Below are 12549 nucleotides of genomic sequence, written 5' to 3' on the forward strand. Positions count from 1 at the left end.
AAGTCCCATGAGTATTTCCCTTCGCGACCAGTTGCTCAAAGCAGGCCTGGTCAACCAAAAGCAGGCCAAGCAGGTCAGCAAGGACAAGCAGAAGCAGCAACGTCTGGCCCACAAAGGCCAGATCGAACTGGATGACTCGCAACAACGTGCCGCCCAGGAAGCCATGGCCGAGAAGGTCAAGCGTGACCAGGAGCTGAACCGCCAGCAGAAAGAGAAAGCCGAAGCCAAGGCGCGTGCTGCGCAGGTCAAGCAACTGATCGAAGTCTCGCGTCTGCCGAAGCTGACCACCGAGGATTACTACAACTTCGTCGACGACAAGAAGGTCAAGCGCCTCTCGGTCAACACGCTGATGCGCAACAAGCTCAGCAGCGGTTCGCTGGCGATCGTCCACCATGCCGGCGGCTACGAAGTGATCCCGCGTGAAGCGGCCCTGAAGATCCAGGAGCGCGATCCGCAGCGCATCGTCCAGCTCAACGTGCAGACCGAAGAAGTCAGCACCGAGGACGATCCGTACGCGGCGTATCAGATCCCTGATGATCTGATGTGGTAAATCGATAAAGCTGTAACAACGACAAACCCCGCTCATGGCGGGGTTTGTCGTTTTCAATGCTGTGGTTGAATCAGGCGGATTTCAGATCCCGTTGCTGCTCTTGCACTTCCAGTTCAGCCTTGTAGTTGTGGGCGTCGATCTCGTTGTGGAACATGCCGACCAGCAAGTCTTGTTGATGCACATCCCAGATGCGGATACCGGCGGCTACGCCTTCGTGGGACATGTGTGAATCGTCGCGTTCAGTTACTTTTACAGTCATCTGCTAGCTCCAAATCTCAAGTTATCTGCAGCAAGGCGTGTGCAGGACTCTGTTATATGATTTGTTAGCTTGCTAAGTAAACGCTCAATTTGTGCAATGTATTCTTGCGAAAACCGCAACAGTGCTACAGCCCACGAAATCCGCGACATTCGGTCGCAGGGCGCAAAGTTTCATGACAGAAGTTTCATCTCCAGTGTCACCAAAGTTCCTTGGTGGGAGCGAGCCTGCTCGCGAATTCGGTGGGTCAGTCAATGAGAGGGTGACTGGAATATCGCATTCGCGAGCAGGCTCGCTCCCACAGGGTTTTGCGGTGTGGCTGCTATTTTCTGCAGACGAAAAAAAACGCCCCGAACCAGTCGGGGCGTTTTCATGTGTGGCTCAAGCGGGGGGAATTACTTGCCTTCCCAGCGCTTCAGTACCAGCGTGGCGTTGGTGCCGCCGAAGCCGAAGCTGTTGCTCATCACGGTGTTGATGGTGGCGTTCTCGCGGGTCTTGGTCAGCACCGGCAGATCGGCCACTTCCGGGTCCAGTTCGTCGATGTTGGCGGAACCGGCAATGAAGTTGCCTTCCATCATCAGCATGCAGTAGATCGCTTCGTGAACGCCGGCAGCGCCCAGGGAGTGACCGGACAGGCTCTTGGTCGAGCTGATCGCAGGTGCCTTGTCGCCGAACACTTCACGCACACCTTTCATTTCCGCAACGTCGCCGACCGGAGTCGAGGTGCCGTGGGTGTTCAGGTAGTCGATCGGGGTATCAACGGTGGACATCGCCATCTGCATGCAGCGGATCGCGCCTTCGCCACTCGGGGCAACCATGTCGTAACCGTCGGAGGTCGCGCCGTAGCCAACGATTTCCGCGTAGATCTTGGCGCCACGGGCCAGAGCGTGTTCCAGCTCTTCAACCACGACCATGCCGCCACCGCCAGCGATGACGAAACCGTCACGGTCTTTGTCGTAGGCACGGGAAGCTTGTTCCGGGGTGTCGTTACGCTTGCTGGACAGAGCGCCCATGGCGTCGAACAGGAACGACTGGCTCCAGTGCTCTTCTTCACCGCCACCGGCGAAGACGATGTCCTGCTTGCCCATCTGGATCTGTTCCATGGCGGTACCGATGCAGTGAGCACTGGTGGCGCAGGCAGAAGCGATGGAGTAGTTCAGGCCCTTGATCTTGAATGGCGTGGCCAGGCAAGCGGAAACGGTGCTGCTCATGGTCCGCGTTACGCGGTATGGGCCAACGCGTTTCACGCCTTTCTCGCGCAGGATGTCCAGCGCTTCCATCTGGTTCAACGTGGAAGCACCACCGGAACCCGCCACCAGACCGGTACGCGGGTTGGACACTTGCTCTTCGGTCAGGCCGGAGTCAGCAATGGCGTCTTTCATGGCCAGGTAGGCGTAAGCCGCTGCGTGGCCGACGAAGCGATAGATCTTGCGATCGATCAGCTCTTCAAGGTTGAGGTCGATGGAGCCGGAAACCTGGCTACGCAGACCCATTTCGGCATATTCCGGGTTGAACCGGATGCCAGGGCGGCTTGCACGCAGGTTAGCGGAGACGGTCTCTTTGTCATTGCCCAGGCACGAAACAATGCCCAGACCAGTGATAACGACGCGGCGCATGCGAATAACCCTTAGAAGTTGTCAGTGGAGGTGAACACGCCGACGCGAAGGCCTTCGGCGGTGTAGATTTCGCGACCGTCGACAGTCACCGAACCATCGGCAATGGCCAGGTTCAGCTTGCCCTTGAGGACGCGTTTGATATGAATGTTGTAGGTGACTTTCTTGGCGGTCGGCAGTACCTGACCGAAGAATTTCACTTCGCCCGAACCCAGCGCACGGCCACGGCCCGGCAGGCCTTGCCAGCCCAGGAAGAAGCCGACCAGTTGCCACATGGCATCCAGACCCAGGCAGCCCGGCATCACCGGATCGCCTTCGAAGTGGCACGCGAAGAACCACAGGTCAGGGTTGATATCCAGTTCGGCGACCAATTCACCTTTGCCGTACTTGCCACCTTCTTCGCTGATCAGGGTGATGCGATCCACCATCAGCATGTTCGGGGCGGGCAGTTGCGCGTTACCTGGGCCGAACAGCTCACCGCGACTGCAGCGCAGCAGATCTTCCCGAGTAAAGGCGTTTTGTTTGGTCATGCGAGCTCCTCAATAATCCCATGCGGCAGGTGGGGCAAATCTTCCCGACCGTTCAAAGCGTTCATGCCTCGAACCGGCAGCCTACTCATAGACTATTGCGTTGTGGTGAAAGTCACAGCACCAAGGACATGAATGTACACTTGTGCACTGAAATTTTTATTCAAGCCCCTTTTGAGGCTCGTTCGGGTGCCTAAGACTGCCGCACTTTCGCTTTTCACGCCAGTCGCAGATGGTCGAAAGGCCCACACTACGACACCCAGCGCTGCAGAATCTGCTGCAGATCATTACGTTTGAACGGCTTTGCCAGATAATCGTTCATGCCCGCCGCCAGACAGGTTTCGCGGTCGCCCTGCAAGGCGTTGGCGGTGAGGGCGATGATCGGCACGTCGCGGCGTCCCGGCAGTTGACGGATCTGTCGTGTGGCCTCATAGCCATCGATGATCGGCAGACGGCAATCCATCAGAATCACTTCGAAGTCGCTGCCCTCGGCGTTGCGCACGGCTTGCGCACCATCAGTGGCGACACTGACAGTAAAGCCCAGACTGCGCAGCATCGCTTCAATAACCGTCTGGTTCACCGGATTGTCTTCGACCAGCAAGACATTGCGCCCTTCGCCCTGGCCTGTGCCATTCAGCGCACGCGGCGCGGCCAATGGCGGCAGCGTCTGTTTATAGAGCGCCAGTGGAATTTCCAGAGTGAACACCGAACCGCGACCTTCTTCGCTCTGCGCACGCAACGTACCGCCCATGCGTTCGGCCAGGGTGCGGGCGATCGGCAAGCCGAGACCGGTGCCGCCGTAACGCCGCGAAATCGAGCTGTCAGCCTGCTGGAAGGCGTTGAACATCAGCTCCAGACTTTCAGATGAGATACCGATACCGCTGTCGCGCACCGAGCAGGTGAACCACAGCAGTTCGTGATCCAGCGACTGCCATTGCGCCTCGATGCTGACCCGACCCTGTTCGGTGAACTTCAGTGCGTTGCCGACCAGGTTGACCAGAATCTGCCGGATCCGCGTCGGATCGCCCTGCACCTGCAAGCCGCGCATGTCGTCCGGAATCCGCAGATTCAGCGCCAGACCGCGTTGCACCGCGCTGTGCTGGAACGACTGAGCGCAGGCGCCGATCAGTTCGGCGAGGTTGAACGGGATGTGTTCCAGTTCCAGCTCCGAGCGTTCGATGCGCGAGAAGTCGAGAATATCGTTGATGACTTTCAGCAAGTGCTCGGTGGACTCAGAGGCGAGGGCGGCGTATTCGACCTGCTCCTCGGTCATCTCGGTGGTTTCCAGCAATTGCAGCATGCCCAGCACGCCGTTCATGGGCGTGCGCAGTTCATGGCTCATCATCGCCAGAAAATCGGATTTGGCGTTGTTGGCCTTTTCCGCTTCTTCACGGGTCTGGATCAGTTGCGCCATGGCTTGATGCTGCTCGCGGCTGGCCTGTTCCAGCGCCTGCGCGAGGTTGTTGATGTGCTGCGACAGCGCGCCCAGCTCGGTGTCATCGACGATCGGCAGCGGGGTTTTATAGTCGCCGTCCTGAATCGCCTTCACCGCATCGCCGATATCGCGGATCGGCTGCGACAGGCTGCCGGCCAGGCGCCGCGCCAACACAAAAGTGAAGAGCAGGGCGAACAACGCGAGAATCCCGGCCTTGAGCAGAATCTCCTGCTGTCGCTGGCTGAAGGCATCGTTGGACAGGCCAACAATTACCCGGCCCAGATAGTCTTCGCTGGCACCGCCATTGTTGACCTTGCCATCCTGAAAGAAGTCATTGTGCAGGGCGATGCGCTGCAGCCGTACCGGTGCCTGAAACACCTCGACCTGATGTGGCCGACCGTGCGCGGCGGCGGGTTGTTCGACGTAGACCAGAATCCGGTTGGCGCTGTCCTGTACTTCAAGAAAACGTACGTTGGGCGTGGCCAGCGTGGCTTTGAGCAGGCTTTCCAGCACTTCGTTGTTGCCGGAAATGACCCCGTATTCGGTGGCCGGTGCGAGTTGGTTGGCGATCAGTTGACCGGTGTGGTTCAGCTCCTGGCGCAAATCCTGAATGCGCACGAAGGTGAAGAAGCTGATCAACAGCAAGGTCAGCAACAACGCCGGGCCCAGGCTGATCAGCTGGGTGCGGGTGTTGATGTCCCAACGGCGACGGAAACTCATGGGCGGCGTTCTCCTTCAGCCAACGTACTGGCGACAGACGCGTCATCGGGTGGTTCGATACCCAGAGAACGAGCGACTTGCGCATTACTTGAGACTTTAAAGCGTGCGGGATAGAGCGTCCGCGGCCAACTGGCCGGCGGTTGGTCGAGCAGTTGATCGAGCAAGGTCAGCCAATCGTTCTGATCGCTGTAAGTACTGGCGAGGCTGCCGGCGCGGACGAAGGCGACGTTGGGGCCGACCAGTGCCAATTGCCGTGAGTAGCTGCTGAGCAGCAGGTTTTTCGCGGTTTTCGGGTTGTACAGATCGGGGTCGTCGAGCCCGAGCAGCACGTCACTGTTTTTCAGCACGGTTTGCAGCGGGCGGCTGTCGTGGGTGTTGTCCCAGCGCTGACTGACGATTTGCAGGTTCAACGGCGTGGCGGCGAGATTCAGCTCCTTGAGGAGGAATTCGCTGTGCTGATCGAACAGCACGCCGATTCGCCGGGCCTGGGGCAAAATGCGTCGGATCAACTGCAACTGTCGGCTCAGCGGTGGATCACTCCACAGCAAACTCAGGTGCGCCGGTTGCGCGCCACCAAGGCGCTGCCGGGCTTGCAGGCGACTGATGCGCAGCACCAGCGTTGCCGGACCTTGGGGTTCTTGCAGGCGCCAGTCGAGGCTTGGCAGATCGAGCAGAATCAGCCGCAGGCCGGCGGGCAGTTTCCCTGGTACGGGGAGGCTGGCCAGCGGCTGGAAACGCACGTTGTCAGTCGGTCGCAGTTCACTGAGCGCCTGGACGAACGCTTGTACGCCGGGGCTTTCCTCGGCGCCGGTCAACAGAATATCGGCGGCCTGCACCGCCACACCATGCAGCCATGCGGTCACAAACAGACAGACCCCGGCCAGCCAGTGGCCCAGGGTTGGCATCTTCCGTGACTGCCGGCAGCGCATCCTAGAACTCCAGCTCGGCGCTGAAGTACATCACCCGGCGTTCGTCGTAATTGTTGTCGACGAAAGTGCTCGGCTCATGGTCGAGGCGTTGCTGCAGGACGCCGGCCAATTGCAACTGCGCTTTGCCCAGCGGGATGCGTTTGGCGATGCGCGTGTCGACCCGTTCGAAGCGGTAACCGTTGAGTGCGTTGTCGCCGTAATAGAAGAGGGCGCTGTTCCAGCCATGGCCCCAGTCGCGCAGCCAGCCGGCCGATCCGCTGTTGCGTGAAGTGAACTGCTGATCGAGCGGATTGCTCGCCTCGGCATCGACGAAGGCATAGGTGAAACGCAAACGGTCGGCCAGGCTCACGCGCCAGTCGAGCTGGGTTTCCGTGCCACGAAAACGTGAGCTGTTGGCGTTGCTGGCGATGTACTGGTTGTTACGTAGCGGCTCGCTGATCATCCCGGTGATCTCGTCGTAGAACAGCTTCACATCCAGGGCCAGGCCCAGTTCGGCGAAATAACCGTTGTAGCCCAGCTCCCGCGAGCGCATGTGTTCCTGATCGAGATCGCCGGGGCCGCGCGTCTTGACGAAGTAACGCGCCGAAGACTGGCCATAGGCCGAGGGGCGCAGGTTGCTGACCTGATAGCTCCAGTTCACATTATTCTCGAACATGTCCGGCGAACGGATCGCCTCCGAATACACCGCACGCAGACCGTGGCGCGGGTTGATCAGGTAATTGACGGCGAAGCGCGGGGTCAGCGAACTGCCGATCAGTCGCGTGTTTTCGAACATCGCACCGCCCTGTAGCAGCCAGTGTTCGGTGGCGCGCCATTCCAGTTGGCCGAAGGCGCGCCAGGTGGTGTCGTCCAGTGTGCCGTTGAAGTAGGTCTCGGAGTCGGCGCGGTCGTAACGATAGTTCATCCCGCTGACCAGGCGCAGGCTATCGGACAGGCTGAGGGTGTCCTGCAATTCGAGGTCGTAGCGCGATTCGCGGGCGCTCTGGTCGATGTCGCCACACAGGGTTCGACTCGCGCCGTTGCGCCATTGATCCAGCACCTGATTGGCCAGAGCCATTTCCTGCGGCGTGCCGGGAGCGGCGCCGGGGCCGGTGAACTGCGTTATGTTGCGCGCCAGGCGTTCGGTGTAATTGGGGTTGAGTTGCCATAGTTGCGTCAACTCGGGGCTGAACGACACCTCGGCATCGCAGGCGCGCCAGGTTTGCTGCCGATCCCAGTGTTGCGCCGAGCCTTGTATATAGAGGCTGTGTTCGGGATTGATGTCGAGGTTCCAGCGCACCGAGCCGGCGTAATCCTTGGCGACCACGTCGGAATTGTTCCCGGCAGCGGTAATCCCCGAGAACACCGGGCGGTAGGTGTAGGGCCGCTGGTTGGTGCCGTCCTTGGCGTTGACCTGCCAGTCCAGACTCTGGTTATCGCTGAGGGTGTGGCTGAGCGCGAGACTGAAGCGGTTCAAGCGGCGGCTGTCACGGTAATCGGCGCCGCTGCGATCGCTGTCGAAGCCGTCATCTTCCTGACCGGACAGCGACAGGCGCAGATCGCCGCCATTCCAGCCAGTGCCCTGGCTGGCATAGAAATCATTGATGCCACGCTGGCCACGGGTGTACTTCAACCGCGTGCCGTGGCTGTCTGCCGGGTGCCGAGTGATGATGTTGACCACCGCCATCAGCGCGTTGGCGCCGTAACTGACGGTGTTCGGGCCGCGAAAGACTTCGATGCGCTCGATGTCTTCCATGGCCACCGGAATATCGCTCCAGTCCACCGTGGACAAACCGGCGCGATACACCGAGCGGCCGTCGATCAACACTTGCATGCGTCGCGCTTCGCTGGCGTTGGTGCCGTGATAATTGACGGCCGCCTGATTGCCGCTGATGTTGCCGACCATCATCCCTGGCACCAGGCGCAGCAGCTCACTGATGTCACGGGCACCGCTGGCGCTGATCAATTCGCTGTCGAGTACGGTCATGCTCCCCGGCACTTCCGCCGGTGTCTGTTTCAGGCGCGTGGCCGTCAGCACCTGCGGCAGTGCTTCGTTGTCCGTGAACAGGTCGTCCGCCAGCACTAGCGGGCTGAACAACAGCGCCAGCAAAAGGGACGAACGGGGAGGGGGAGGAGCGAAAAACACGACGCAGCCTTGATCGCAAAGATTTGGCGCGCATGTTAACCGAGCACCGTGACTTTTCCATTCACGTTAGTAGCATTTTCCTAGGTTTTATTGGTCTTCTTCCTACAAGTGTCGGTAATTGTTGCTGGGGCTGGCCGCGACCGGGCCGCCCCGTATAATGCCGCCATCGCCACTGGTATGGATTAACGGATTGCATATGACTGAACAGCGCCCGATTGCGGTCCTGGGAGGCGGAAGTTTTGGTACCGCCGTGGCCAATCTTTTGGCCGAGAACGGCCATCAAGTCCGGCAGTGGATGCGTGATCCCGAGCAGGCCGAGGCCATCCGGGTCAATCGCGAAAACCCGCGTTATCTCAAAGGCATCAAGATTCTGCCGGGCGTGACCGCCGTCACCGACCTGCAGGAAACCCTCGACGCCTGCGATTTGTGCTTCGTCGCGCTGCCGTCCAGCGCATTGCGCACGGTACTTGCCGCCCACGCCGAACGGTTGAGCGGCAAGATGCTGGTCAGTCTGACCAAGGGCATCGAAGCGCAGACTTTCAAGCTGATGAGCCAGATTCTCGAAGAGATCGCTCCGCAAGCGCGCATCGGCGTGCTGTCCGGGCCGAACCTGGCGCGGGAAATCGCCGAGCACGCACTGACCGCCACGGTGGTCGCCAGCGAAGACGAAGAACTCTGTAAACAAGTGCAAGCCGCGCTGCATGGTCGCACCTTCCGTGTTTATGCCAGCGCCGACCGTTTCGGCGTCGAGCTGGGCGGGGCGTTGAAGAACGTTTACGCAATCATTGCCGGCATGGCGGTGGCGCTGGAAATGGGCGAGAACACCAAGAGCATGCTGATCACCCGCGCGCTGGCGGAAATGACTCGGTTTGCGGTGAATCAAGGCGCCAATCCCATGACCTTCCTCGGTCTGGCCGGTGTCGGTGATCTGATCGTGACGTGCTCGTCGCCGAAGAGCCGCAACTATCAAGTGGGTTTTGCGCTGGGTCAGGGGCTGAGCCTCGACGAAGCGGTGTCGCGTCTTGGCGAAGTCGCCGAAGGCGTGAACACCCTCAAGGTGCTCAAGGCCAAGTCCCAGGAAGTCGGCGTGTACATGCCGCTGGTCGCCGGGCTGCACGCGATCCTGTTCGAAGGACGCACGCTGGAGCAGGTGATCGGTCTACTGATGCGAGCCGAGCCGAAAACCGACGTCGATTTCATTTCCACCAGCGGTTTCAACTGATTCAGCTTTTATACGGACAGGAAGCAAGCCATGAACGATCCGAAAACCGAAGCCAAGTACGAATCCATTCTCCTGCGCGTGTTGTGGATGATCGTCTACGTGCTGGTCTGGCAAGTGGCGCAGTTCATCCTCGGCGCGGTGGTGCTGGTGCAACTGATCTATCGTTTGATCTATGGCGCCCCGAGCGCCAGCCTGATGAACTTCGGCGATAGCCTGAGCCAGTTTCTGGCGCAGATCGGCCGCTTCGGCAGTTTCCACAGCGACCAGAAACCGTGGCCGTTCGCCGACTGGCCAACGCCGCGTACCCCGGAAGGTGAAGCGCCGCACACCGTGCCGCCGACACCGCACCCGGCCCGAGATGAGGAACCCAAGCTATGAAACTCTGGGTATTGCGTCACGGTGAGGCCGTGCCTTATGGCTCGTGCCCCGATTCCGAGCGGGAACTGACCGAGCACGGTCGTAAAGAAGCCTTGAGCAGCGCCGCCCGCCTGATCGGTCAGCCGCTGACCGCGATTTACGCCAGCCCTTATCTGCGTGCGCAGCAGACCGCGCAGATTGTTCGCGAAGCGCTGGGATTCGAGCCGGAGATTCGCACGGTCGAGTGGCTGACGCCGGAAGTCGATCCGGACAAGGTCACCGATCAACTGGTGTCGGTGAGCAATGTGCTGCTGGTCAGCCACAACCCGCTGGTGGGCAATCTGCTGAGTTATTTGCAGCACGGCGCCGGGTATCCGCCGGAGAAGGTCAGCACCGCCGGGTTGGCTGAACTGGAAAGCCCTGAGTTGCTGATCGGCTCGATGACCCTCAACAGCCTCAAACACCCGTAACGCTGATCCCTTGTGGGAGCGAGCCTGCTCGCGAAAGTGGAGTGTCATTCACCCTTTATGTGTCTGACAGACTGCATTCGCGAGCAGGCTCGCTCCCACATTGGTTTCTGCCAACCCATGAAATTATTTGTGTGAATTTTCCAACCAAGCACTTGCTTGGTTGACTACGCTTGCTCCAGACCAAAAAAACAGGAGCGAGTCGCATGTCTGCCGCCTTCCGTTTGCCGCTGGACGTGTTCTACGAACGTGAGGCTCGACACCCGCGCCAGCGCTTTCTGGTGCAGCCCGTCGGTGGCGGCCAGGTCGAGACGCTGAGTTGGGCCGACGTCGGCCATCAGGCCCGTTGCGCCGCACATTGGTTGCGTGCGCGTGAGTTGCCGCAAGGCAGCCACATCGCCCTGATCTCGAAGAACTGCGCACACTGGATCATTGCCGATCTGGCGATCTGGATGGCCGGGCACGTTTCTGTTCCGCTGTATCCCAACCTCACCGCCGACTCCGTAGCGCAGGTGCTCAATCATTCGGAAAGCGTCCTGGCGTTCATCGGCAAGCTCGACGACTGGCCGGGCATGGCCAAAGGCGTGCCGGCGGATCTGCCGACCATCAGCCTGCCGCTGCACCCGTCTGGGGATTTCGATTTCAGTTGGGCGGACTTGCAGCTCAGCTCTCCGATTCAGGACGATCCACGTCCGGCGGCCGAGCAACTGGCGACGATCATCTACACCTCCGGCACCACCGGCCTGCCCAAAGGCGTGATGCACAGCTTTGCCAATCTCGGTTTCGCCACGACACGCGGCACACAATTGTTCGGGCTCAACGAGAACGACCGGCTGCTGTCGTACTTGCCGCTGTGCCACGTCGCCGAGCGGATGTTCGTGGAGCTGGCGTCGATCTACACCGGGCAGACGGTGTTTTTTGCCGAGAGTCTCGACACCTTCATCACCGATCTCAAGCGTGCGCGACCGACCGCGATGTTTGGCGTGCCGCGCATCTGGACCAAATTCCAGATGGGCGTGTACAGCAAGATCCCGGCGCAGCGTCTTGAGTTTCTTCTCGGCCTGCCATTCATTGGCAAGCGGGTCGGGCACAAAGTGCTGGCGGGGTTGGGGCTGGATGCCTTGCGTGTGGCGTTGTCCGGCGCCGCGCCGGTGCCGCAGACCTTGCTCGCCTGGTATCAGAAGCTCGGCCTTGATGTACTGGAAGTCTATGGCATGACCGAGGGCTGCGGTTACTCGCACATTTGCCTGCCCGGGCAATACAAACAGGGCTGGATCGGTCAGCCGTGCCCGGATGTCGAAGTGCGCATCGATGAGTCGGGCGAAGTCCAGGTGCGCAGTCAGGCGAACATGCTTGGCTATTTCAAGGATCCGCTGAAAACTGCAGAGACGATTACCGAGGATGGCTTTCTGCGCACTGGCGACAAAGGCGAACAGGATGCCGCAGGGCGTTTGCGTCTGACTGGCCGACTCAAGGAAATCTTCAAGACCAGCAAGGGCAAATACGTTGCTCCGGCGCCGATCGAAAACCGCTTGGCCGTGCATTCACGCATCGAACAGGTGTGCGTGGTCGGTGATGGCCTGAGTGCGCCGCTGGGTTTGTGTGTGCTGTCCACGGTCAATCAGGAAGAGGGCCGGGCAAGCCTGCATTCAAGCCTGGAAAAACTGCTGGAAGAGGTCAACGCCGTGCTCGACAAACACGAACGTCTGCGCCGACTGGTGGTGGTCAAGGACAGTTGGGCCGTGGAAAACGGCTTCCTCACGCCGACCCTGAAGATCAAGCGCAACGTCATCGAAGACACTTACGGTGCGCGCTTCGAAGAATGGAGCGAGCGCAGCGAGGCAGTGCTGTGGCAGGATTGAGCGACCACCAAAACAACAAAGGAAGTCTGCGATGAGCTTGTGGCGTACCACTCCCGACATCGAGCAGTTGAACGCGATCCAGAAAAACACCATCGGCGAAGTACTCGACATCCGCTTCGAAGCGTTCGACGAGCAATCGCTGACCGCGAGCATGGTCATCGACCATCGCACCCATCAGCCCTACGGTTTGCTGCACGGCGGTGCATCGGTGGTGCTGGCGGAATCCGTCGGTTCGATGGCCAGCTATCTGTGCATCGATGCCAGCAAGTTCTACTGCGTGGGGCTTGAAATCAACGCCAACCATTTGCGCGGCTTGCGCAGTGGCCGGGTGACGGCGGTGGCCAAACCGATTCACATTGGCCGCACGACGCATGTCTGGGACATTCGTTTGACCAGTGATGAAGGCAAGGCCAGTTGTGTGTCGCGGCTGACCATGGCGGTGGTGCCGTTGGGTGAGCAGCCGCCGGCACGGTGATGGCTGCTCTT

The 12549-nt window shown here is 60.0% G+C and carries 12 protein-coding genes; 6 read left to right on the top strand and 6 right to left on the bottom strand.

Annotated features, from left to right (window positions below; translation table 11 throughout):
* Positions 1 to 7: 7 nt before the first annotated feature.
* Positions 8 to 550, top strand: coding sequence for a DUF2058 domain-containing protein (locus L8H52_RS04550; RefSeq protein WP_064391592.1), 543 nt, complete (start codon positions 8 to 10; stop codon positions 548 to 550).
* A 70-nt stretch (positions 551 to 620) separates the two neighbouring features.
* Here L8H52_RS04550 and L8H52_RS04555 read toward each other — a convergent pair whose 3' ends face one another.
* The 6 genes from L8H52_RS04555 to L8H52_RS04580 form a co-directional block, all read right to left on the bottom strand.
* Positions 621 to 809 carry a hypothetical protein gene (locus L8H52_RS04555; protein WP_007917473.1) on the bottom strand — a complete coding sequence of 63 codons (189 nt, stop codon included), beginning with the start codon at positions 807 to 809 and terminating at the stop codon, positions 621 to 623.
* A 392-nt stretch (positions 810 to 1201) separates the two neighbouring features.
* Positions 1202 to 2422 (bottom strand): beta-ketoacyl-ACP synthase I, encoded by a 1221-nt coding sequence (gene fabB / locus L8H52_RS04560; protein ID WP_008087472.1) that lies wholly within the window; start codon positions 2420 to 2422, stop codon positions 1202 to 1204.
* An 11-nt stretch (positions 2423 to 2433) separates the two neighbouring features.
* Positions 2434 to 2949: a 3-hydroxyacyl-[acyl-carrier-protein] dehydratase FabA gene (fabA, locus tag L8H52_RS04565; protein ID WP_003227150.1), complete on the bottom strand. Its 516-nt coding sequence runs from the start codon at positions 2947 to 2949 to the stop codon at positions 2434 to 2436.
* 247 nt (positions 2950 to 3196) lie between these two features.
* On the bottom strand, positions 3197 to 5101 hold the full coding sequence (locus L8H52_RS04570; protein ID WP_242205936.1) for an ATP-binding protein: 1905 nt from the start codon (positions 5099 to 5101) through the stop codon (positions 3197 to 3199).
* On the bottom strand, positions 5098 to 6030 hold the full coding sequence (locus tag L8H52_RS04575; RefSeq protein WP_242205933.1) for an ABC transporter substrate-binding protein: 933 nt from the start codon (positions 6028 to 6030) through the stop codon (positions 5098 to 5100). Before L8H52_RS04575 ends, L8H52_RS04570 begins: the two co-directional genes overlap by 4 nt.
* A gap of 1 nt (position 6031) precedes the next feature.
* Positions 6032 to 8155 (bottom strand): TonB-dependent receptor, encoded by a 2124-nt coding sequence (locus L8H52_RS04580; RefSeq protein ID WP_242205931.1) that lies wholly within the window; start codon positions 8153 to 8155, stop codon positions 6032 to 6034.
* A gap of 196 nt (positions 8156 to 8351) precedes the next feature.
* On the opposite strand from L8H52_RS04580, the gene L8H52_RS04585 reads away from it, so the two are divergent.
* The 5 genes from L8H52_RS04585 (at position 8352) to L8H52_RS04605 (ending at position 12538) form a co-directional block, all read left to right on the top strand.
* The gene (locus L8H52_RS04585) at positions 8352 to 9377 is read left to right on the top strand and encodes an NAD(P)H-dependent glycerol-3-phosphate dehydrogenase (protein ID WP_064391581.1); all 1026 of its coding nucleotides are present in this window, start codon (positions 8352 to 8354) and stop codon (positions 9375 to 9377) included.
* A 30-nt stretch (positions 9378 to 9407) separates the two neighbouring features.
* Positions 9408 to 9755: a DUF4389 domain-containing protein gene (locus L8H52_RS04590; protein ID WP_180699726.1), complete on the top strand. Its 348-nt coding sequence runs from the start codon at positions 9408 to 9410 to the stop codon at positions 9753 to 9755.
* A complete protein-coding gene (gene sixA / locus L8H52_RS04595) occupies positions 9752 to 10204 on the top strand; it encodes a phosphohistidine phosphatase SixA (RefSeq protein ID WP_007917466.1) in 453 nt (150 codons plus the stop codon). The genes L8H52_RS04590 and sixA overlap by 4 nt, the downstream gene beginning before the upstream one ends.
* Positions 10205 to 10407: 203 nt before the next feature.
* A complete protein-coding gene (locus L8H52_RS04600; protein WP_242205929.1) occupies positions 10408 to 12063 on the top strand; it encodes an AMP-binding protein in 1656 nt (551 codons plus the stop codon).
* Between the two features lie 31 nt (positions 12064 to 12094).
* On the top strand, positions 12095 to 12538 hold the full coding sequence (locus L8H52_RS04605; RefSeq protein ID WP_242205927.1) for a hotdog fold thioesterase: 444 nt from the start codon (positions 12095 to 12097) through the stop codon (positions 12536 to 12538).
* Positions 12539 to 12549: the final 11 nt, after the last annotated feature.

Source organism: Pseudomonas sp. CROZ-RG-20F-R04-15, from assembly GCF_022662375.1.
Classification (GTDB): domain Bacteria; phylum Pseudomonadota; class Gammaproteobacteria; order Pseudomonadales; family Pseudomonadaceae; genus Aquipseudomonas.

Coding starts and splice junctions, on each gene's coding strand:
- L8H52_RS04550 (WP_064391592.1), top strand. CDS start 8: ATGAGTATTTCCCTTCGCGACCAGTTGCTCAAAGCAGGCCTGGTCAAC.
- L8H52_RS04555 (WP_007917473.1), bottom strand. CDS start 809: ATGACTGTAAAAGTAACTGAACGCGACGATTCACACATGTCCCACGAA.
- fabB (WP_008087472.1), bottom strand. CDS start 2,422: ATGCGCCGCGTCGTTATCACTGGTCTGGGCATTGTTTCGTGCCTGGGC.
- fabA (WP_003227150.1), bottom strand. CDS start 2,949: ATGACCAAACAAAACGCCTTTACTCGGGAAGATCTGCTGCGCTGCAGT.
- L8H52_RS04570 (WP_242205936.1), bottom strand. CDS start 5,101: ATGAGTTTCCGTCGCCGTTGGGACATCAACACCCGCACCCAGCTGATC.
- L8H52_RS04575 (WP_242205933.1), bottom strand. CDS start 6,030: ATGCGCTGCCGGCAGTCACGGAAGATGCCAACCCTGGGCCACTGGCTG.
- L8H52_RS04585 (WP_064391581.1), top strand. CDS start 8,352: ATGACTGAACAGCGCCCGATTGCGGTCCTGGGAGGCGGAAGTTTTGGT.
- L8H52_RS04590 (WP_180699726.1), top strand. CDS start 9,408: ATGAACGATCCGAAAACCGAAGCCAAGTACGAATCCATTCTCCTGCGC.
- sixA (WP_007917466.1), top strand. CDS start 9,752: ATGAAACTCTGGGTATTGCGTCACGGTGAGGCCGTGCCTTATGGCTCG.
- L8H52_RS04600 (WP_242205929.1), top strand. CDS start 10,408: ATGTCTGCCGCCTTCCGTTTGCCGCTGGACGTGTTCTACGAACGTGAG.
- L8H52_RS04605 (WP_242205927.1), top strand. CDS start 12,095: ATGAGCTTGTGGCGTACCACTCCCGACATCGAGCAGTTGAACGCGATC.